Origin of the sequence: Streptococcus parasanguinis, from assembly GCF_047463195.1 — a bacterium.
In the GTDB taxonomy this organism is placed as follows: domain Bacteria; phylum Bacillota; class Bacilli; order Lactobacillales; family Streptococcaceae; genus Streptococcus; species Streptococcus parasanguinis_R.
This window is the reverse complement of sequence record NZ_JASHEI010000008.1, coordinates 79,504-99,404: the sequence shown is the minus strand read 5'-3', so window position 1 is coordinate 99,404 and position 19,901 is coordinate 79,504. Positions and strand designations below refer to the sequence as shown.

The 19,901-nt window shown below is 39.9% G+C and carries 17 protein-coding genes, 1 tRNA gene and 1 other RNA gene; 8 read left to right on the top strand and 11 right to left on the bottom strand.

Annotated features, from left to right (window positions below; genetic code table 11):
- Positions 1 to 222 precede the first annotated feature (222 nt).
- The 7 genes from QM870_RS08150 to QM870_RS08120 all read right to left on the bottom strand — a co-directional run bounded on the left by QM870_RS08150 (position 223) and on the right by QM870_RS08120 (position 8,726).
- Positions 223 to 2,442, bottom strand: coding sequence for a RelA/SpoT family protein (locus tag QM870_RS08150; RefSeq protein ID WP_070465231.1), 2,220 nt, complete (start codon positions 2,440 to 2,442; stop codon positions 223 to 225).
- Positions 2,443 to 2,604: 162 nt separating this feature from the next.
- Positions 2,605 to 3,348, bottom strand: a complete 744-nt coding sequence (locus QM870_RS08145) for a 16S rRNA (uracil(1498)-N(3))-methyltransferase (protein WP_003009896.1) — start codon at positions 3,346 to 3,348, stop codon at positions 2,605 to 2,607.
- 1 nt (position 3,349) lies between these two features.
- Positions 3,350 to 4,300 (bottom strand): 50S ribosomal protein L11 methyltransferase, encoded by a 951-nt coding sequence (gene prmA / locus QM870_RS08140; protein WP_247926316.1) that lies wholly within the window; start codon positions 4,298 to 4,300, stop codon positions 3,350 to 3,352.
- 10 nt (positions 4,301 to 4,310) lie between these two features.
- Complete coding sequence (locus QM870_RS08135; protein WP_414369263.1) at positions 4,311 to 5,207, bottom strand: GIY-YIG nuclease family protein; 897 nt, start codon at positions 5,205 to 5,207, stop codon at positions 4,311 to 4,313.
- On the bottom strand, positions 5,204 to 5,635 hold the full coding sequence (locus tag QM870_RS08130; protein ID WP_023919606.1) for an NUDIX hydrolase: 432 nt from the start codon (positions 5,633 to 5,635) through the stop codon (positions 5,204 to 5,206). Before QM870_RS08130 ends, QM870_RS08135 begins: the two co-directional genes overlap by 4 nt.
- Positions 5,636 to 5,889: 254 nt before the next feature.
- The gene (locus QM870_RS08125) at positions 5,890 to 8,205 is read right to left on the bottom strand and encodes a P-loop NTPase family protein (RefSeq protein WP_023919608.1); all 2,316 of its coding nucleotides are present in this window, start codon (positions 8,203 to 8,205) and stop codon (positions 5,890 to 5,892) included.
- A gap of 50 nt (positions 8,206 to 8,255) precedes the next feature.
- Positions 8,256 to 8,726 carry a DUF3013 family protein gene (locus QM870_RS08120; protein WP_003009881.1) on the bottom strand — a complete coding sequence of 157 codons (471 nt, stop codon included), beginning with the start codon at positions 8,724 to 8,726 and terminating at the stop codon, positions 8,256 to 8,258.
- A gap of 114 nt (positions 8,727 to 8,840) precedes the next feature.
- On the opposite strand from QM870_RS08120, the gene QM870_RS08115 reads away from it, so the two are divergent.
- The 8 genes from QM870_RS08115 to QM870_RS08080 all read left to right on the top strand — a co-directional run bounded on the left by QM870_RS08115 (position 8,841) and on the right by QM870_RS08080 (position 15,883).
- Complete coding sequence (locus tag QM870_RS08115; protein WP_037608262.1) at positions 8,841 to 10,112, top strand: replication-associated recombination protein A; 1,272 nt, start codon at positions 8,841 to 8,843, stop codon at positions 10,110 to 10,112.
- 66 nt (positions 10,113 to 10,178) lie between these two features.
- Positions 10,179 to 10,371: non-coding RNA, 6S RNA (ssrS, locus tag QM870_RS08110), on the top strand.
- Between the two features lie 5 nt (positions 10,372 to 10,376).
- Positions 10,377 to 10,449: transfer RNA gene (locus QM870_RS08105), tRNA-Lys, on the top strand.
- A gap of 96 nt (positions 10,450 to 10,545) precedes the next feature.
- On the top strand, positions 10,546 to 10,962 hold the full coding sequence (locus QM870_RS08100) for a helix-turn-helix domain-containing protein (protein ID WP_233331986.1): 417 nt from the start codon (positions 10,546 to 10,548) through the stop codon (positions 10,960 to 10,962).
- A 218-nt stretch (positions 10,963 to 11,180) separates the two neighbouring features.
- Positions 11,181 to 11,696 (top strand): DUF308 domain-containing protein, encoded by a 516-nt coding sequence (locus QM870_RS08095; protein ID WP_021767032.1) that lies wholly within the window; start codon positions 11,181 to 11,183, stop codon positions 11,694 to 11,696.
- A gap of 579 nt (positions 11,697 to 12,275) precedes the next feature.
- Positions 12,276 to 13,286, top strand: coding sequence for a YeiH family protein (locus QM870_RS08090; protein WP_003009857.1), 1,011 nt, complete (start codon positions 12,276 to 12,278; stop codon positions 13,284 to 13,286).
- A gap of 347 nt (positions 13,287 to 13,633) precedes the next feature.
- The gene (locus QM870_RS08085) at positions 13,634 to 14,779 is read left to right on the top strand and encodes a low temperature requirement protein A (protein WP_049473941.1); all 1,146 of its coding nucleotides are present in this window, start codon (positions 13,634 to 13,636) and stop codon (positions 14,777 to 14,779) included.
- 573 nt (positions 14,780 to 15,352) lie between these two features.
- Complete coding sequence (locus QM870_RS08080) at positions 15,353 to 15,883, top strand: hypothetical protein (RefSeq protein WP_414360042.1); 531 nt, start codon at positions 15,353 to 15,355, stop codon at positions 15,881 to 15,883.
- 197 nt (positions 15,884 to 16,080) lie between these two features.
- On the opposite strand, the gene QM870_RS08075 is transcribed toward QM870_RS08080, so the two are convergent.
- The 4 genes from QM870_RS08075 to QM870_RS08060 form a co-directional block, all read right to left on the bottom strand.
- A complete protein-coding gene (locus QM870_RS08075) occupies positions 16,081 to 16,788 on the bottom strand; it encodes an ABC transporter (protein WP_414360045.1) in 708 nt (235 codons plus the stop codon).
- The gene (locus QM870_RS08070) at positions 16,785 to 17,465 is read right to left on the bottom strand and encodes an ABC transporter ATP-binding protein (RefSeq protein WP_414360048.1); all 681 of its coding nucleotides are present in this window, start codon (positions 17,463 to 17,465) and stop codon (positions 16,785 to 16,787) included. The genes QM870_RS08075 and QM870_RS08070 overlap by 4 nt, the downstream gene beginning before the upstream one ends.
- 288 nt (positions 17,466 to 17,753) lie before the next feature.
- Positions 17,754 to 19,040, bottom strand: coding sequence for a sensor histidine kinase (locus tag QM870_RS08065; protein ID WP_414369262.1), 1,287 nt, complete (start codon positions 19,038 to 19,040; stop codon positions 17,754 to 17,756).
- 30 nt (positions 19,041 to 19,070) lie between these two features.
- A complete protein-coding gene (locus QM870_RS08060; RefSeq protein WP_414369261.1) occupies positions 19,071 to 19,805 on the bottom strand; it encodes a response regulator transcription factor in 735 nt (244 codons plus the stop codon).
- Positions 19,806 to 19,901 lie beyond the last annotated feature (96 nt).

The following is a 19,901-nucleotide window of genomic DNA, read 5'->3' as shown; positions in this document are numbered from 1 at the left end:
GCAAGGCAGCAAGGCGAGCTAACCAACTAATAAAAGAATTCTGACCATGTTCTTACTTACTTCAAAGAAAATCGGCTCCAGACAAGGCAGTGAGACGCAGGCACACTATCTGAAAAGTAAAGGCTGTTCAGTTGCTTTTAGTGCAAGGCAGCGAGACGAAGACAGTACTTAAGTACGGCGAGACGAGCTAACCAAGCAATAAAAGAGTTCTGAGCAGCCGAATTAGCCGTTGGTACGCTTAACAGAGTACACCTCCGGCACACTCTTAATCTTATCCACAACTGTTGTCAACATAGACAAGTTTGGAATCCCAAAGGAAATGTGTATATTGGCAAATTTCATATCTTTGGTTGGTTGGGCATTAACAGTTGAGATCATCTTAGCTGTATTGGAGAGGACTTGGAGCACGTCGTTCAGAAGGCCTGCACGGTTGAGCCCGTAAATATCGATGTGAGCGATATAGTCCTTGGTCGTGTTGTTATCTTCCCACTCCACATCAATCAAGCGTTGCTCGTAGTTGTCTTGGGCACGTAGGTTCATACAGTCTCGACGATGAATCGCAACACCGCGCCCTTTGGTAATGTAGCCGACGATTTCATCACCTGGAACTGGGTTACAGCACTTTGCAATCCGAATCAAGAGCCCAGAAGCACCTTGGATGACCACGCCACCTTCGTGACGGACCTTGAGGGTGTCTTTTTTATTTTCAACCTTGACCTCGCCACCTTTGACTAGCTCTTCTGCTTCTGCGCGTGCCTTAGCCCGCTCTTCTTCTCGGCGTTCATCCTCCGTCAAGCGGTTAAAGATGGTAATAGCCCCAATCTCTCCAAAACCAATCGCCGCAAACAAGGCTTCTTCTGTCTTATAGCTTGATTTTTGTAGCACTTTGTCCATGTGCTTTTTGTCCATGAACTTATTGGCTACCAAGTCATGCTCGTGGAATTGGGCCATCAAGAGGTCACGGCCACGGTTAATAGACAATTCCTTATCTTGATTTTTAAAGAATTGACGGATCTTGTTGCGTGCCTTGCTAGTTTTAACAAGGGTCAACCAGTCACGACTCGGACCAAAGGAATTGGCATTGGTGATAATCTCCACCTGATCTCCCGTCCGAAGTTTGGTATTGAGGGGCACCATCCGGCCATTGACCTTAGCACCAATCGCTTTTTCCCCAACTTTGGTGTGGATTTCATAGGCAAAATCGATCGGTCCGGAATCTTTGGGAAGCGAGCGCACAGTTCCATCTGGAGTGAAGACGTAAATCTCTTCTGCCAGGATGTCTTCTTTTACATTTTCCACGAATTCCTTAGCATCGCCTGACTGGTCTTGGAGTTCCATCATCTCCTTGATCCAGTTCATCCCAATAGCAGATTCCTTACTGTTGACTTGACCTTTGATGCCTTTTTTGTAAGCCCAGTGAGCCGCAACCCCGTACTCAGCGACTTCATGCATTTCCTTGGTTCGGATCTGGAATTCAATCGGTCCTTTAGGGCCGTAGACAGTCGTATGGATGGACTGGTAGCCATTGGCCTTCCGGTTGGCAATATAGTCCTTAAAACGCCCCGGCATCGGCTTCCAGAGCTCATGGATGTAACCCAGCATGGCATAGACATCGCTTGGGGTATCCAGGATACAGCGGATAGCAATCAAGTCATAGATTTCATCAAAGCGTTTCTTCTTATCCTGCATTTTGCGATAGATCGAATAGATATGCTTTGGTCGACCATAAATTTTTCCATGCAGATGGCGTTCCCCAGCATAGGTCTCAATCTTGTGGACAACCTCTTCCACCAACTCTTCTCGCTCGCGACGTTTTTCCTTCATCATATGGGAAATCTTGTAGAATTCGACTTCATTCAGATAACGGAAGGACAAATCCTCAAGTTCCCATTTGACGCTGGAAATCCCGAGACGGTGGGCGAGTGGTGCATAGATCTCCATGGTCTCACGCGAAATGCGCTCTTGCTTATCCTTGCGCAAATGCTTGAGGGTACGCATATTATGCAAGCGGTCTGCCAATTTGACCAAAATGACACGGATATCTTGAGACATGGCCATGAGCATCTTGCGATGGTTTTCCGCCAACTGCTCTTCATGGGACTTGTACTTGACCTTCCCGAGCTTGGTCACCCCATCGACAATCACGCGCACATCATGACCAAATTCGCGCTCTAAATCATCTAAAGTCGCATCCGTATCTTCTACGACATCATGCAAAAAGCCACAGGCGACCGTCACAGCATCCAGTTTCAGCTTGGCAAGGATTCCTGCTACTTGAATTGGGTGGATGATATAAGGCTCGCCAGACTGACGGAATTGCCCATTATGGCAATCAACCGCATAGACCAAAGCCTTTTGCACAAAAGCAACATCTTCAGGTGATAAATATTTTTTTGTAAGGGCAACGACTTGGTCCCCTGTTAAATTCTCTTCTTTCGGCATGTATTTTCTCCAGTTTCTTGGATACTATTTTAACACTTTTAGAAGCAGATGGGAACCAATGAAGCTACTTTAATATACGGATACTTCTCGAAGATCATTCTGGGATCCACCTTGCTTTCATCATTCTTGTAAAAAAACTAACGAAGCGATTCCTTCACTTCGTTAGTTCATTAATTCTGTGACAACACTCACGGCGCTGAGAGCGTAGAGTGGAGCTGTTTCTGCTCGAAGTATGCGAGGCCCAAGTCCTGCAAGGACTGCTCCTTTAGCTGTAAAACTTTTAATTTCTGCAGGGGATAAACCGCCCTCTGGTCCAAAGATAAAGAGTAGTTTACATCCAGCTTCTAAGCCTGTCAGCGACTGAATCAGAGCGGCCGCCTCGCCTTCTTTAGCTGACTCTTCATAGGCCACCACGATCCGGTCAAACTGGTCGAACTGAGCCAGAAAGTCTGCCTTTTTCTCAAAAAGGGTAATGCTTGGGACCAGATTTCGCTTGCTTTGCTCGGCTGCTCCGAGGGCGATTTTTTCTAGTTTCTCGACCTTTTTACCCAATTTCTTGCCGTCCCACTTAGCAACGGACCAGTCTGCAGGGAAGGCCCAGATTTGGCTGGCACCGAGTTCCGTTACTTTCTGAGTGATGAACTCGAGCTTGTCTCCCTTGGGAAAGCCTGATGCGATGGTCACTTGGACTGGCAGTTCCACATTGTCAGCTAATTCCTCGATTAGCTCCAACTTACGGGCTTCTACATTTACCACGCGCGCCAAACGCTTGATCCCATCATCAAAGACCAAAGTCACCTCATCATCTTCTTTTAAGCGCATGACCTGAAACATGTGCTTGCTGGTCTCCTTGTCCTCTATGGTGACAGGTGAGCTAGCCAAACCTTTTACAAAATACTGCTGCATGCTAGCCTCCAATCACACCGGAGATATCCTTGGTCTTCTTGAAGACGCAGGCATTCCATTCCCCTTGGATCATGTGGGTTTCAAGGAAAAATCCAGCTGACTCAGCCGACTCACGTACCATGTCCCATTTGTCCTTGATAATTCCACTCATGATCAGGTAACCTTCGTCCTTGACCAAACGATAAGCATCATCTGTCAGATGGATAAGAATATCCGCCAAGATGTTGGCCACGATGACATCTGCCTCAATCTCCACGCCCTTGAGCAAATCACCTGGAGCTACATGGATGTTTTCCATGCCAGAATTGAGCTCAATATTTTCCTGAGCGACACGAACCGCCACATCATCCAGGTCATAGGCGAAGATTTCCTTGGCACCTAGAAGTGAGCTGGCGATAGAAAGGACACCTGAACCAGTCCCCACATCTAGCACTGTTTCGCCACCGCGAAGAACCTGCTCCAAGGCAAAGAGGCTCATCTTGGTTGTCGGGTGGGTTCCTGTTCCAAAGGCCATACCAGGATCCAGCTTGATAATCTTTTCTCCCGCTGTTGCCTCATAGTCTGTCCATGACGGCACGATGGTCAAGTCATGAGTGATACGAGCTGGTTCATAGTATTTCTTCCAGTTATCTGCCCAGTCTTCCTCAGCCAAGGCAGTCGTCCCCATCTTGACCTCTCCTAGATCCATAAAATCCGTCAATTCTGCTAAGCGAGCCTGCAAGTCCGCTTCAACCGCTGCTACATCAACCGTTTCCGGGTAGTAGGCCGTCACCACGATTTCCTCCTGCTGCTCGACATCAGGAAAAATCTCACCGAAGCGGTCCACATTGCCCACATAGTCCATGCTGTCCTCGATTGCGACCCCTTGGGCGCCTAACTCGATCAAGAGATTGGAGACTAGCTCCTCACCCTCACGCTTCACTGTAACTTTTAACTCTTGCCATGTTTCCATCTGATTCTCCTTAACACTCTATCAATTCTTCTAATTCTTTTAAGGTCTTGCCGTCCTTATTTTTCCAATCCGTTCGTCCATTCGTATTCATTCCTAGTACAAAAGCAGCTGCATAAGATGGGCTGGAGAACAGTTGTTTTTCTTGTAAAACACCATCTTTAATCACATTTGATTTGATTAATTCCTTACGCAATTCTTTTAGACTTGCTGGTATTGCGGGTGAATCAACCTCATCCACTTGACTGCCTTCTAAAACAACAAAACCTTCCGAAGTCTGTTCACAGATGGCTTCAATCATTCGATTTGATTTCTTTGTTTTTCGCTTCAAATAGAGATAAGTTGAATTTTCATCAGAAACATTCTGATCCGTTTTCTTGGTCATAGGAACAAACACTCGGTACCCTAAGGTTCCTACAATCATCAAAGTATTTTCTACAACCTCATCCAACTCAGACTGCTTTTCTTCTGTTACATTCCCAGAATTGGGCTCATTCCCATTTTTGACAATGAAGCGCCCCGCATCCTTTGCTAATTGTGTAAATTTATTTTCCAAATAACTAATTTCCGTGGGACCAAAGGAGTTATTCTGCGTCGTCAAAATAATCACATCATTAAAATAATCAGCATGGTTATCCCGCGTATGTTCTTGCACACGTAAAAGGACACCTTCACCATTTTTGCGATTCGTCGCCTGCCCGATGTAGGTAACATCCTTTTGCTTATCCTCATTACGACCAAATAGGAAATAAATCCCACTTTGTTTCATTTCGTCACGAGATTTCAAATCAGCCAATTGAATTCGAGGAATTTTATAAATCACCCCTGTCCAATTTGACAAGGTACATTTAATTATCCCAGTAACTTCTCCATCCATGAGAAACATGTTGATATTTTTACTACGCTTCATCCTAATTTCTTCTCCACATATTCTCTCACTCGTTCTTGCAATTGAGGCACAACCCGATCTGAAATTAAAAACTCTTCAAAGCTCACTAACTTATAGCCCTGTCCCTCGTCTCCAAAGTCAATGCGATCAAAATCTTCTTGGGCTAGATTGCCAACTAGAAAAACGAACTGTTTCTTCTCATCCAAGATGCCAGGATAGATCCCAGACCAGATGACGTCATCTTTAGACAGTTGGATGTTCAGTTCCTCATAAACCTCACGCGCCACACACTCAAAAGGTGTCTCATTTCCTTCCCGACCACCACCTGGCAAGTCCCACATATTAGGATAGGGAATCGTTTCTTTATCATCGCGCAAGATGGTTAGAATCTTATCCCCACAAAACAAAGCAATCTTACAGCCTGTAAAATCAGAAATTTCTATTTCCATATCAGACTCCTTCGGTTAATTTTCTTTCCAGTTCTATTAACCAGTTTTAATAATAGCGTATACTGCCCCATAACATTCTACTGTTATTCTTTTTTTGTTTGGCAAGCTGAATAGCCTTTTAGTTTAGAGCAAATTTTCATTTGACTAAAATTTTTTAGTATTGAGGTTGCTATATATTGTGAAGAAGGTGGAACACTTCTCTTGCAATTTCCTAAACTTACTATTCAGATTAATTGTTTGTCTAGCCCATTTTTTTATCTATTGATTCTACTATTTTTCATTTCATAGAGCCAACTTTTTATTTCTTTTTTACACACTTCAAAAATCTTATCTTTAAGTTCTTTATTATCTTTTTCAAAACAAGCTTCCCATAACTCATCGTCTTTTATTTCATGAATTGGAATATCTTGGTTCTCTAATTCTTTTTTAAACTCTGTTAGATAATACGGTTTGTGAGAATGTAAACCAATATAACCCAGATATGGATATAATATAGTTTCATCAAAATCATTTACCGTTACAATAATTCCATTTTGTAGTGGCTGATGATTTGGATCAGCACTCTCTGAATGGTCATAAGGATAGAATAAAATGACACCAACTACATTCTCTCTCCTTACAATTTCTCGTGCATCATCAACTCCTTGAGAAGGGTCATAAAACTCCGTTGCAAAACGATAAGTTCTTCCATCAGATAAACCTTTTTTTCCTGGCTCGGATAGTTGCAATAAGATATTTTTAAACTTTTCATCATCAATACCCAATTTACTTAGATAATCTGAGAATTCTATGTCAAAGTAGTAAAATTCCTCAGTTTGAGAATCTATATGATTTATTTTTAAAAAAGCAGTCTCATCTGAAAGTATCGTTGGTTTTAAAGCTAGCTGTCGCAAAAAATTGCGAATATGGGATTCATTTTTATTAAACTCTCCCAATACTTCAGTCTGTCTAGACTGGCTTCGATCATCTTTTAGAATAAAAGAGTAATCAAAAGATTGTGTCGTTAATTGCTCTATTATTTTATGCAGAATAAACTTAATTTTTAAAGAATGCAAGTCATTATTATTAAAAAAACTATTCTCAAACTGTTCATATTCTTCTTTAGATAATTCCCCGACAAAATCCAGTAAGTCAATTAACTCCCAATAAAATTTCAATATCATCGGTCTATAAAGTTCATTTATACCTTTATAAAGAGTAGAATTCATAAACTTGTAAAGTTCAAATCCCTTGGAAAAATAAGTACTTCCCTCATATTTTCTACCATAATTTAACTCCCTATTATTCATTCTATTCACAAAATAGGAATCTAGAATAGTAATAAAATTATAACTTAGGGGTAGCCCTTTATTATTAATCCTGTGAATATAATCCAAAATACCTAAGTCAGGGACAACAATGATATTAGGTTCAGAAATATAATCTGATTTTTCCAATAAAGATATTGCAGTGGATATATCTGTAATTAGCAATGTCGAAACATTACAATCAAAAAATAACCTTTTATTTTTATCAATCATATCAATAATTGTAGCTGTGTTACATTTATCTAACTCATCTATAGAAAAAGTAATATTAAAGTATGCAGACATGTTTTTTAAAAGTCGTAGTAGCTGACGCTCTTTTAATTCCTCAGTAACAATACTTTTTAACTCCCGAGACAATTCTTCATTGTTGCTTGAAGAATTTTTCCCTCTTAATTGTAATCCCGTTTTTATTACTCCTATACCAGCACTTAAATCAATAGATGAATCGGCTGATATATCTGAAGTAGTTGATTCTAAATATCTTTTTGTATTTGTTATTTCTATATCAAAATATTGCAGTTGTTGTTGAGAAATACGCAAGATTTCCTCTAATTTTTTCAGCTCATCCGCTTTTATTTCAAAATACTCAACCTTTTGATACAGTTCGTCAATGTTTTTACGAAAAGTTGAAATATCTACTCGATTGTTTTCAAAAGAAAACCAGCTATTTTTTTGAAATCCATGTTGTTTATTTAAAATCTTAAATTGTTCCTCTACATCGCTGGTTTTATTTAATAACTTGTTACATAAATTATGAATATTTGAAGTATTTTCTTTTTCCTCAATTTTTTTCAACTTTTTATGAATTGTTGAAAATTTTTTTCTAATTTGATTTTGTTCTAACCAATTGTATTCTTTTGTCTTTTTCTCAACATTAAATTCTAGAGTTGGATAAAACCCTCTATCATCGTTAATAAAACCATCAAGATAGTCTTCAATATCCTCCATTCTTTTGGAAATAGCATTAGGAATTTGCATTAAAATTTCTCTATGAAAATCTTTATTACCACTGAAAAAAGACACATTCACTACAAGAATTTCTTTGTCATCTTTATCACCACTATACTTTCTATCAAATTCCAAAGAAATATTTTTAAGACTTGATTTTCCTGACCCTCTGTTACCACATAAGACAAAAAGCCCTTTCTCTTCTCTGTATATAGCCTGCAACTGCTCTACTATTTCTCGTTCTGTAGGCAACAATGAAAAATAGTCTCTAACATCTCGGCTATAAGCACCAATATATTTTTTTTCCGCTGTCAAGATTTACCTCTCTTTACATTACATTTACTCAAATCAAGCTTGTCTTCTTTCTAATACCTCGGGTAAGGGTAAAAGGTGCTTTCTTCTAGGCCGACTTTGCCTTCTTCAAAAACTTCTTGGTTCCAGACGATCTCAAAGCTCTCTGCTTCTTCGTCTGCTAAGAAATCCATGAGCTCATCCAAGGCCAGCTCAGCTGTATCTCTAAGGAAAGTCGCAAAATAGGCTAGAAACTCACGAGACAAGCCTTTTTTAGGCTCATAAGGAATCGCTGTTAAATAGGCATCTTCCTCCACATGAGACTTGGCTGGATTGTAGAAGAGCACGGCTTCTTCAAAGAAAATATCCTCATCAGATTCTTCGCCAGCTTCATCAACCAGGGCAACCCCTCCCGTATTCTGTGCTTCCAAGAGAAAAGCCACTTCTACCGCATGGTTTTTCTTATCCCAATTGATCTCAAAATCAAAGGGAAAAACCTTGTCCATCTCCTCTTCTAAAACATCCAAAAATCCGTATTTAGACATAGCGTCCTCTTTCTAATTTCCCACTCTTAGAGCGGAATATGATACAATAGTTACTACAATCTTACCATAAAAAACGCCTCTTTGAAAGGAGACAAAGCTAGAAAGGAGAAGGAAATGCCCGACAATCTCGCACTCCGTATGCGACCACGGACGATCGATCAAGTCATCGGTCAACAGCACCTGGTCGGAGAAGGCAAAATCATTCGCCGCATGGTCGAAGCCAATCGTCTGTCCTCTATGATTCTCTATGGACCTCCGGGGATCGGAAAGACCAGTATTGCTTCTGCGATCGCAGGAACGACCAAGTATGCTTTTCGGACCTTTAATGCAACGGTTGACAGTAAAAAACGCCTACAAGAAATCGCAGAGGAGGCCAAATTTTCTGGTGGCTTGGTCCTGCTCTTGGACGAGATCCATCGCCTCGATAAAACTAAACAAGATTTTCTCCTGCCTTTGCTCGAAAGTGGTCTGGTCATCATGATCGGTGCAACGACTGAAAATCCCTTTTTCTCTGTCACACCCGCTATTCGTAGCCGCGTACAAATCTTTGAGCTGGAACCGTTGACGACGGAGGAGGTCAAGCAAGCTCTAAAAACGGCGCTGGACGATCCCGACCGTGGCTTTGATTTTCCAGTCGTGCTCGATGAGGACGCTTTGGATTTCATCGCTACCTCAACCAATGGAGATCTTCGCTCTGCCTTTAATTCTCTCGATCTGGCGGTGCTGTCGACCTCTGAAAATGCAGAAGGAATTCGCCATATTACGCTAGAGATCATGGAAAACAGTCTCCAGCGCAGCTACATCACCATGGACAAAGATGGAGACGGCCACTACGACGTGCTCTCTGCTCTGCAAAAATCTATCCGTGGTTCGGATGTCGATGCTAGTCTCCACTATGCAGCTCGTTTGATCGAAGCCGGAGATCTACCCAGCCTAGCTCGTCGCTTGACTGTCATCGCTTATGAGGATATCGGTCTGGCCAATCCAGATGCGCAGATTCATACCGTGACAGCGTTACAAGCAGCTGAGCGCATCGGCTTTCCTGAGGCCCGCATTCTCATCGCCAACATCGTCATCGATCTAGCCCTTTCGCCGAAATCCAACTCAGCCTACGTTGCCATGGACAAGGCGCTGGCTGATCTTAGAAGTTCTGGCAACCTTCCTATTCCTCGCCACCTCCGCGATGGTCATTATGCTGGAAGCAAGGAACTGGGAAATGCGCAAAACTATAAATACCCTCACAACTACCCTGGCAACTGGGTCAATCAGGACTACTTGCCAGACAAGCTCAAACACGCTTCCTACTTTATTCCCAATGAAAATGGCAAGTACGAGCGTGCTCTCGGAGCCACCAAGGAGAAGATTGATCAATTTAAGAAAAAGTGACATCGGTTTCAAAAAATTGAGATTTTTCCTTGAAATATTTTCAAAATGTGGTATCATATACATATAGAAACGCTGTGGTGTACGACTTCACACTTAAGTGTTGACCGACTATTTTTTGTATTATTAGGGAAACAAAAGACTTCTGGCAGTATGCAGGCCGTTTCACGCGGAAGCAGCTAAGTCAGAGCGAGTTGCCCACCTGCTTAATTGCGCGGGTTCAATACAAATCGTGAAGTATCGGCACCAATACAGCTTTTTATATTTGCCTCCTTAGCTCAGTTGGTAGAGCAGTAGACTCTTAATCTATGGGTCACAGGTTCGAGCCCTGTAGGGGGCATCTACATACAACAGGAAAAAGCCTTGATTTACAAGGCTTTTTTGTTTGTCTATAACTGATTTGCCCCATCATTTGCCCCACATTTTTTTATGAGCAATCTTTCCAGACATCTCTGACTACGAAAAACAAAAAAGCTATCCTACCTTTGCAAATTTAGATAAGATAGCAGAATATTTTAATGCAACTCCAACCCAACTATTTGGAACTAGTAAAGAGATTGAGTTAGAAAAGAGTGTTCTTGAATCTAATGAATACTCTGATAAAGTAAGTGAGATTTTAAAAGCTGTCAAATACATCGAAGATTTTCTAGAAACTGATGGACAGTACTTAGAGGATTTACTTTACTTAACAAGAGGCAACCAACTATACACAGAAGATGGAGATGAGTTGTATATTGATCCAACTTCTCAGAAAAGAACACTTCATAACCAATATGAACCTGGTTTTATTGTAGCAAGGGATAAATCTCCACTAGAACTCTTAATTGAAAATAAGGAATTGTTTGATAAATAGAAAAAGCGAGGATAACCTCGCTTCAGATTGAAGTTAAAATCTTTAGAAGACACTTTTATAAGGACTTTGTCTTCAATCTGTGAAAAGGAGTGAAAACTCCTTTTCTTTTTGTAAGTCAGACTGAAACTTCCAAATTGTTTATTTATTTTATTGACATTTTCTATAAAAATAAGTACAATAGTTTTATTAGCAAACTATACTATATAGGGGGTATTGAAATGAAATTTTCTAATCGTTTACTGCTATTCCTTGCAGGAGTTGTTTTTGTCCTTTTAGGACTTTTCCTATTTACAAACCCAGTAGCTAATCTTGTTGCTTACAGCTGGTGGATTGCATTTGATTTACTGGTTTCTTCTATAGCAGCTATTTTAGGCTATTTCTCTGCACCAAAAGAGCTTCGCTCACCTGTTTATCTTTTCCAAGGATTTGTTAGTCTTCTCTTAGCTCTTTACCTCGTTGCTTATGGCTTTTTGACCCTGCCGGTCGTCATTCCGACCATTGTAGGAATTTGGTTAATTGTAGAAGCCATTATTGCTTTCTTTAAAGGCAATCGTCTAGGATTGATTTTCCCTATTATTGGTAGCAATATCACGTGGGTAGCCTTGCTTGAATTTTTACTAGGTCTAGTGATTCTGTTCAATCCAGTGGCTACAGGTGTCTTTGTCGTTTATGTCATTGCCTTTGCATTTTTAGTTACTGGCTTCACCTACATTATTGAGGTCTTTCGTAAATAGTCTAGTTGCTATTTCTATCGCATTCAAAAAAGCTGGGAAATCATATTCTCAGCTTTTTTGTCTCTTTAATTATCACTTTTTCGCATTCCATTCTGCGTAGAATTGCTCCAAGTATTCTTCCAAAAAGTGATGGCATAGTGCTCTAGCATTCGATAAGTTGCAATAATAACCGGTCGAGAACGGGGCATCGACTCAATCATACCGAAAATAAAAGAGCGAATGTTATCTGCAAAAAGAAAGCTTAGATTCTTTGCGATTTCAACAAAAAAAGCACTGTTTGTACTGATCCCAAAAGTTAGATTTTTTCTGTCTAACTTTTGGGGTGCAGTACATTTTCAACTCTCTTATTTATTTTCTTATCTCACATAATTACTTCACATATCCAGGCTCATCAAATTCATTTTTTTCAATAACATATGCCACATTTGCATCCTTATTGATCAAAGAACATATATCTATTAAACTACAAAAGCTCTCTGACCGCAAAATTCCGTTAATTTACAACCTTATTCCTACTTTCTATTTTACTTTTCTGACAGATAAGATTATAATAAGAAGTATTTATTTTCGGAGGTTTTTATGTCATTTCTATCAAAAAATTGGGCAGGACTGTTAGTCTGTCTGATCATTTCTATCATCTCTTGGGTTTTAGGAGGCTTTCTGCCTGTTGTGGGAGCACCTGTTTTCGCCATTTTTATCGGAATGATTCTCTACCCCTTTCTCACTCCCTATAAACAACTGGATGCTGGTTTGACTTATAGCTCCAAAAAATTGCTTCAGTATGCTGTTATCTTACTTGGTTTTGGACTCAATATCTCTCAAGTTTTCGCAGTTGGAAAATCTTCCCTTCCTGTCATCCTTTCGACTATTTCTATCGCTTTAATTATTGCTTTCTTTTTCCAACGATTTTTTAACATGGATACAAAGCTAGCTACCTTGATTGGGGTAGGCTCTTCTATCTGTGGCGGTTCTGCCATTGCAGCGACTGCTCCTGTTATTCACGCCAAGGAAAAAGAAGTAGCCCAAGCCATTTCTGTTATCTTTTTCTTCAATGTCTTGGCAGCTCTTATCTTTCCAACTCTAGGTTCTTGGCTCCATCTCTCCAACGAAGGTTTTGCTCTCTTTGCGGGTACTGCGGTCAACGATACTTCCTCTGTAACAGCCACAGCTAGCGCCTGGGATAGTCTGTATCATACCAATACTCTAGAATCTGCAACCATTGTCAAACTGACTCGTACCTTAGCTATTATCCCTATTACTCTCTTCCTCTCCTATTGGCAAAGCCGTCAACAAGACAACAACCAAGGAGTAAAGCTTAAAAAAATCTTCCCTGTTTTCATTCTCTACTTCATCCTAGCTTCTCTGCTAACTACCGTCCTTACTTCTTTTGGTGTTAGCAATAGCTTCTTTTCACCTCTCAAACAGCTCTCCAAATTCCTCATCATCATGGCTATGAGTGCTATTGGTCTCAAAACTAACCTCGTTGCTATGATCAAATCCAGTGGAAAATCCATTCTTCTTGGAGCCCTTTGCTGGATCGCTATCATCCTGACTAGTCTTGGCATGCAATTACTCATCGGTATTTTCTAAGAAAAAAGGGAGCCTAAAGGCTACCTCAGAACGTAGACAAACGTCATTTTTGGCGTTTGTCTTTTTGTATCTTCAAAGATATTTTGTCTTATCATCTACTATTCCATCCAAAAATCTGATTTAAAGCAAAATAAAAAGGGATATTCCCTATCCATTTCGATAATTTTTTCATTACCCATTCTTTATTACCAATCATCAAACACTCCGCCTGTAAGTTGGTACATGAGGTAAATGTGCTCCAAGGTTTTGACAATTCGCGTCACATGAAGTTATTTAAGCATATCCTTTTCTCTCATTACCATTTTCTGTTATAATAAATCGTACTTCTAGAATGGAAAGGACTTGAGATGACAACTCTTGTTAAACATAAACGTGTAAATTATTCAGAACTTTTTTATGATCTAGTTTTTGTTTTTGCGATTTCAAAAGTAACTGCTTTAATTCACCATCTTCATAACGGTATTTTGACTTGGAATTCTTTGCTTGATTTTTTCATGTCTGTCTTGCTTCTCATCAATGCCTGGATGATTCAAACCGTTTATACCAATCGCTATGGAAAGAACTCTGTATTTAACATGGTAATCATGTTTATCAATATGGGACTTTTACTCTTTATATCCAATTTGATTAAAGATGATTGGCAACAATATTTTCATTATGTCTGTTGGGCTATTGGTACATTAACCCTTACCTTATTTTTTCAATATTTGGTTGAGTTTTTTAAAAAATCAACCGATAATGTTCATAGGGAAAGTATCAAAGGTTTTCTATGGATAACAGGTCTACGAAGTTTAGAAATCTATCTAGCAGCTCTTCTTCCTATTTACATTGGAGTCTATATCCTTTATGCTAGTATTCTGCTAACATTTATTACGCCAATTACCTCGATTAGTAAAGATGATCATTTCCAGATAGTTCTCCCCCATTTAATCGAGCGCATCTCCCTTCTTGTCATTATTACGTTTGGAGAGATGATTATGGGGCTAGTTAACTTCTTTACAATCGAGAATTTCTCGATTTATTCGGTTCTTTATTTCATTATTATGCTTTCTCTGTTCTTGTTTTATTTTGTTCAATTCGACCATGCTATTGATGAAGAATCTAATCAAAAGGGACTATTTCTAATTTACAGTCACTATCCTATTTTCATTGGACTTCTTATGATGACCGTTTCGATGAGTTTTCTTCTGAATCCTGAAACTAATCTTCTCTTTGCAACCAGCTTCTTTTATATCGGAATTGGCCTCTTCCAAGCTGCTGTCCTAGCAAATGGGCCCTATAACAAACACTATCTTCGCTATTCGAAAAGTTACTACTGTGTCCAAGCTACACTCTATCTGGCTGCCTTGATTCTCTCTTTAATCTTTGCTTCTAATCCTATAATAGTAGTAAGTATTACAACCATTTTAGCTCTAGCTATAGCTATTCATTCTATTTATTTTTATATGACACAGACTAAAAAACATTCCACACCTTACTGGGAGTTGTTTTAATGAGTTTATAGCATTAAAAAAGCCTTGGTTTCCAAGGCTTTATTTGATATCAATCACCGAACACGAAAATGTTTAACTTACAGAACTGCTAGTGAAGCTCTAGAGGATGAGTTCGAGTAAATATTGCACTTATTCTTGTAACTTATCATTTACTTGATGCACGAACTCAATATTTTTTTCGTTAATTTGTTTTTGCCCCACTTTTGCACCATTTTTAAATCCTGACATTGAAAACACCTAAAAGTAATTCCCTAAAATCAGCTATATTTCAACATTTTTGTTTATTTTCAATATGAAAAGTTCTTACAAATTCATGTAGGGGGCATTTTTTATGCACAAAAAGCCTTGAAATCCAAGGCTTTTTTGCTTGTCTTAAGAGTATTTAGATCACTTTTTTAGATACTGTAATGTAGCCTACGAAGTTAAATCACTCTGCACCATTGTTATTCCATTTAAAATAAAAAACCACCTTTGAACCCTACCAAACAATTGACAGTTCTTGCCTGAATCCGCTATGATAAGGGTACTTGAAATTCCGAGTTTTCATAGCATTTAAAATGTAAGGAGTCAAAAATGAAAATCTATTATTCAAAATATGTCGGATATGGCTTTTTGGCTTTTGCCTGTGCGCTCTATAGCCACTTAGCGTTTTTATCGATCCTAGGTTTTGAGGGGTTTCCCAAAGTCAGTTTCGTCACCCTCATTCAAATCCTTTTATTTCTAATTGCGATCTATGCAACCATTGCTGGGATCAAAAGACTGACCAACCGTCAGATCGCCTTTGAGCTGACTTCTGATGGGATCTATGCTTATCAGGGAGTGATCCTGACAAAAGACATCTTTATCCCAAAGGAAGATTTGGTGAGTGCAGCCTATAAAGTGGCTGACGTTAGTGACCCCGATCACCAAAATAGTAAGAGTTATTTCATCGAATTTCAGCTGAGGGAAAATACTGCACTAGAAAATCTCTCAAAATCTAATACGATCATTGACACAGAGCACCATACCGTAAAACTCTTCGTCAATTTCTGTAAATTTAAGGAAGAAGATTGGCAAAACCTATCCAAGTACTTGACGAACGAATACCAAATAACCGTTTTATAGCAAAGAAAAGAGAGTGGGACAGAAATCGGTAATTCGTTAGAATTCGATTTCGTCGTCCCACCTCCGCACAGTTGAGTAGGGCTGTAAAAGCTGATGAAATCAGCGTAGTAGAGCCCACTCAACCACTGCGTCTTGCTCGACAATCCAAAAACAATTGAGAGGCTAGGACTTTTGTCCCAGCCTCTTTTTAACTGCTCTTAGTTCCCCATTTTCCCTTTGGGTACGAGCAGATAGAAAAATAGCAAATTCAATCCAAATACGGCAACAAAGAGCGCTAATTGGGTGGCATCAATCGTTTGTTTCTCGGTCAAATCTTGGATCAGCTTTGTATAATAATAGCCTGGGAAAACCCGTTGTAGCTTGCCAACTAAGTCCATAAATCCTCCACTTGTGCCAAGCGTATCAAAGGGAATAATGGTCATGGCTGCTAAAATAATAACTGGAAAGCCAATGGTATCAATCGTCTTGGCATCTACCCTCACCCCAAGTACAAAGCCAATCACACTAAAGTAGATCCCCATCAAGGATAAGAGGAAAAATTGTACCAACAGGCTAGTCGTCACTGGAAAGTGAAAAGCTAGGACAGCAACTACTAGCACTGCTAAAAAGATCAAGCTGTTCAGAATTAGTTGCACGATGCTTTGGTCCCATAAATAATTTTTGACACTATAGCTTGTAAAGTGGGATTCAAAAGAATAAAACCCGATATCTGAGGCGATCCGCTTACTAAAAGTTGCAAGGCTATTACCAATGACCCCGATAAATACGGCAATACCTAATAAAATACTTGGTGAAACCCCTTTTTGAAGCTGATAAAAGAAGATATACCAGCCTATGGGTAAAATAATGGTGAATAATACGAAGCGCTTATTTCGTAAAACTTGTTTTAATTGAATCTTTTTCATGCTTGTTCCCTTCCTTTATTCATCTCTTCTCGGAAATACTGCTCAATGGTTTGACCAGCCTGGTGAATGTCCTCAACAGCCTTTGTTGCAGCAATTCGACCCTCTTTTAAAATCAGGACTTTTGTAAAAAAGGCATCAATTTGGTTGAAATCATGGGTCACCACAACAGAGGTAAACTCTTGCTGCTCCAGTAGTTTCCAAAAGTTATCCACTGCTTCCAAGTCCATGCCAGTCGTTGGCTCATCTAAAAAAATCAACTTTGGATGATTCAAAATAGTTACCAACAAGGACAAGCGTCTCTTTTGACCACCAGAAAGACTACCCACCATCTGCTCTCTTGATTCTCTTAATTCGACCATCTCTAAGAGTCCATTGATATCAGCCTGCTTCAACTGATTCATCCGACTTTTTAATTCGACAAATTCAGCAACGGTAAGATCCTCGATGAGCAGATCCCCCTGAGGCATCATCCCAATTTCCTTTTGAAAATCAAGCGAAGTCTTTATCGTCCCGGAATCGGCCTGGAGCTGCCCAGCGATAATGTTGAACAGGGTACTTTTTCCTGCTCCATTATTTCCCAGCAAGGCAATTTTGTCTCCTTCTTCTATCGAAAAAGACACTCCCTTTAATACAGCTTTCTCCTTAAATGATTTTGTAATAGATGCTACCTGAAACATACGATCCCTCTTTTCTTATTGATCTTGTGTACAGTATACTTCAAAGAGACAGGCTTTGTGGCTCTCTGTCAGAATCGGTCAGAAAATCGTCGCGAATGGTCAAAAAAGAGGCTGGGACAAAAGTCCTAGCCTCTCAATTATTTTTGATTGTCGAGCAAGACGAAGTGGTTGAGTGGGCTCTACTACACTGATTTCATCAGCTTTTACAGCCCTACTCAACTGTGCGGAGGTGGGACGACGAAATCGAATTCTAACGAATTACCGATTTCTGTCCCACTCTCTCTTCTATTATTCCTTCCAAAAGGTCAGGCTCTGGGTAAATCGGTAGTTTGAACTCTTGGTAGACACTGTCGTTTTGGGATATTTTTCCAGTAATTGTTGGATCTTGTACAAGCCAAGACCGCGGCCCTCTCCTTTAGTCGAGTAGTCCTTTTCAAAAATTCTCGCCAGATCTATTTTTTCAGCCTTTGTACTATTTTCAACTATTAAGATGAGGGAGTTTTCCTCCTGGAGCATGGCAAGAGTCAGCTGGGGGTCCTCTGATTCAAGACTCGCTTCGATAGCATTGTCACAAAGGATGGATAAGAAGGTGATGAAATCTAAAACCTCGATGAATAAATCACGAACTGGTTCATCGATCTCGACAGAGATCCCAATCCCTTTATTTTGAGCTTCCAATAATTTTGCGGACAGAACACTTTTTACAGCTGGATTTTCGATGTGACTGAGTTTGGCAATATCAAACTTACTATTGTAAAATTGCTGGCCACTCTCTCGAAGAACATTCTCATAGACTTCCCTGATCGCGTTAAGATCTTCGTGCTCAATACTTAATTTGAGACTGGTTAAAATATTCAGGTAATCATGACGAAAGGCACGAATCTCCCCATAGAGCATTTCGACGTGTTGGCTATAGGTGGCTAACTCCTGCAGTTGCCTATCTTTTTGCTCTAGAATCTCTTGTTTCAATCGTTCTTTGGACACTGCATTGAAATACAAGAGCATCACAAAAAACAAAATCAGATAAATACTATTTAACTGTTCCCGTAAAGCATCTGCATGAGGAATAGCATCCTCAAAAACCACCAGACCTACAACACTGAGCAAATACACAAACATGGAAAGATCCATTGGGAGTAGGAAACGATTAAAATACTGCCGTTGAAACCCTACTTTTAAATCTGTAAAATCTAGTTTTAACAATTTAGTGATTCCTATATAAACAGGAAAGACCAGCAATTCAAGTAGAGCATCATACCAGCTGACAGATGCCTCATGAACAAGTACGATCCCTAACATTGGAAAGACATAAAAGGCTAAGAGACGCCCAATGAGACTCTCCATGACAACCGGATAGAGCCCATAAAAAATATTCAAAAGGTGTCGTATGTTACGATTTCGGTAGAAACTATAGGCAATAAATACTAAGAAATAGCCAAAAAAGCCTACCGGTGGTACAAGGGTAAAGATAATTGCAAAGAAGAAGGGGCACAAAAAGAGCCAGCGCAAGGTGAACTCTTGTCTACTGATATGACGATAGATCAGCATGCTGACGAAGAACTTTAGGTAAGACATTAGAATAGTTAACAGCAATTCTTTCTCCCTCTATTTTTTCAAAGCTTCCAGTAAGCCTCTATACTTGGTCCGTGAGATCAAGCAATTGTCTCCATTTTCAAAAAAAGCTTTCTTGGCTTCTTTATCAATCTTCGTAATATTTTGCGGATTCACCACAAAGGAGCGGTGGCACCGATACAAGCGGGGATCTGCTTTTTCGATATCGGCAATACTAGCGTAAAATTCCAAGCGCTCTTCCTGGGTGTGTAAAATGACCTTGTGAATGGTTGGAGACGTTTCAACATACAAAATCTTATTAAAAGGAACTTGTACACGCGCCATCGCACTCTCAAACGTAAAGGCATCTTGCGCAATCGTGGTTCCAGCTTGCTCCAAGGTATAATCGATAACTGAGCTGATTCTCTCTTTGAACTCTTCCTCACCCAGCGTTTTATCGATAAAATCTAAGGCAGCTACTTTGTACTGAAAGGTAATGGGCATGAATTCAGAGTGAGTGGTGACAAAGACAATGGTCGCATGGGGATCTTTCTTACGAATCTCTTTTGCGATCTCCAGACCTTTTTTCTCCTCACCTTTAATCTCGATATCTAAAAAGAATAGGTGATGGGCGCCTCTCTCTGTGATAGCATCCAGCAACTGGCTTGACTTCCCAAACACTTCTGGCGCTTTGCATTGCAAGAATTTTTGACGGATGAGATCCTGCAAGACCGCTTCGATACGCGATTGTTGGATCCATTCATCTTCTAACACAAAAATCTTCAACAAAGTCCTCACTCCTTCCCCTCTACGAATATGTTCTATTTTACCATAAATGATGCCTGCTGAGCTACTCTTTCAAAAGAGACTCAAAAGGCCTTCTAT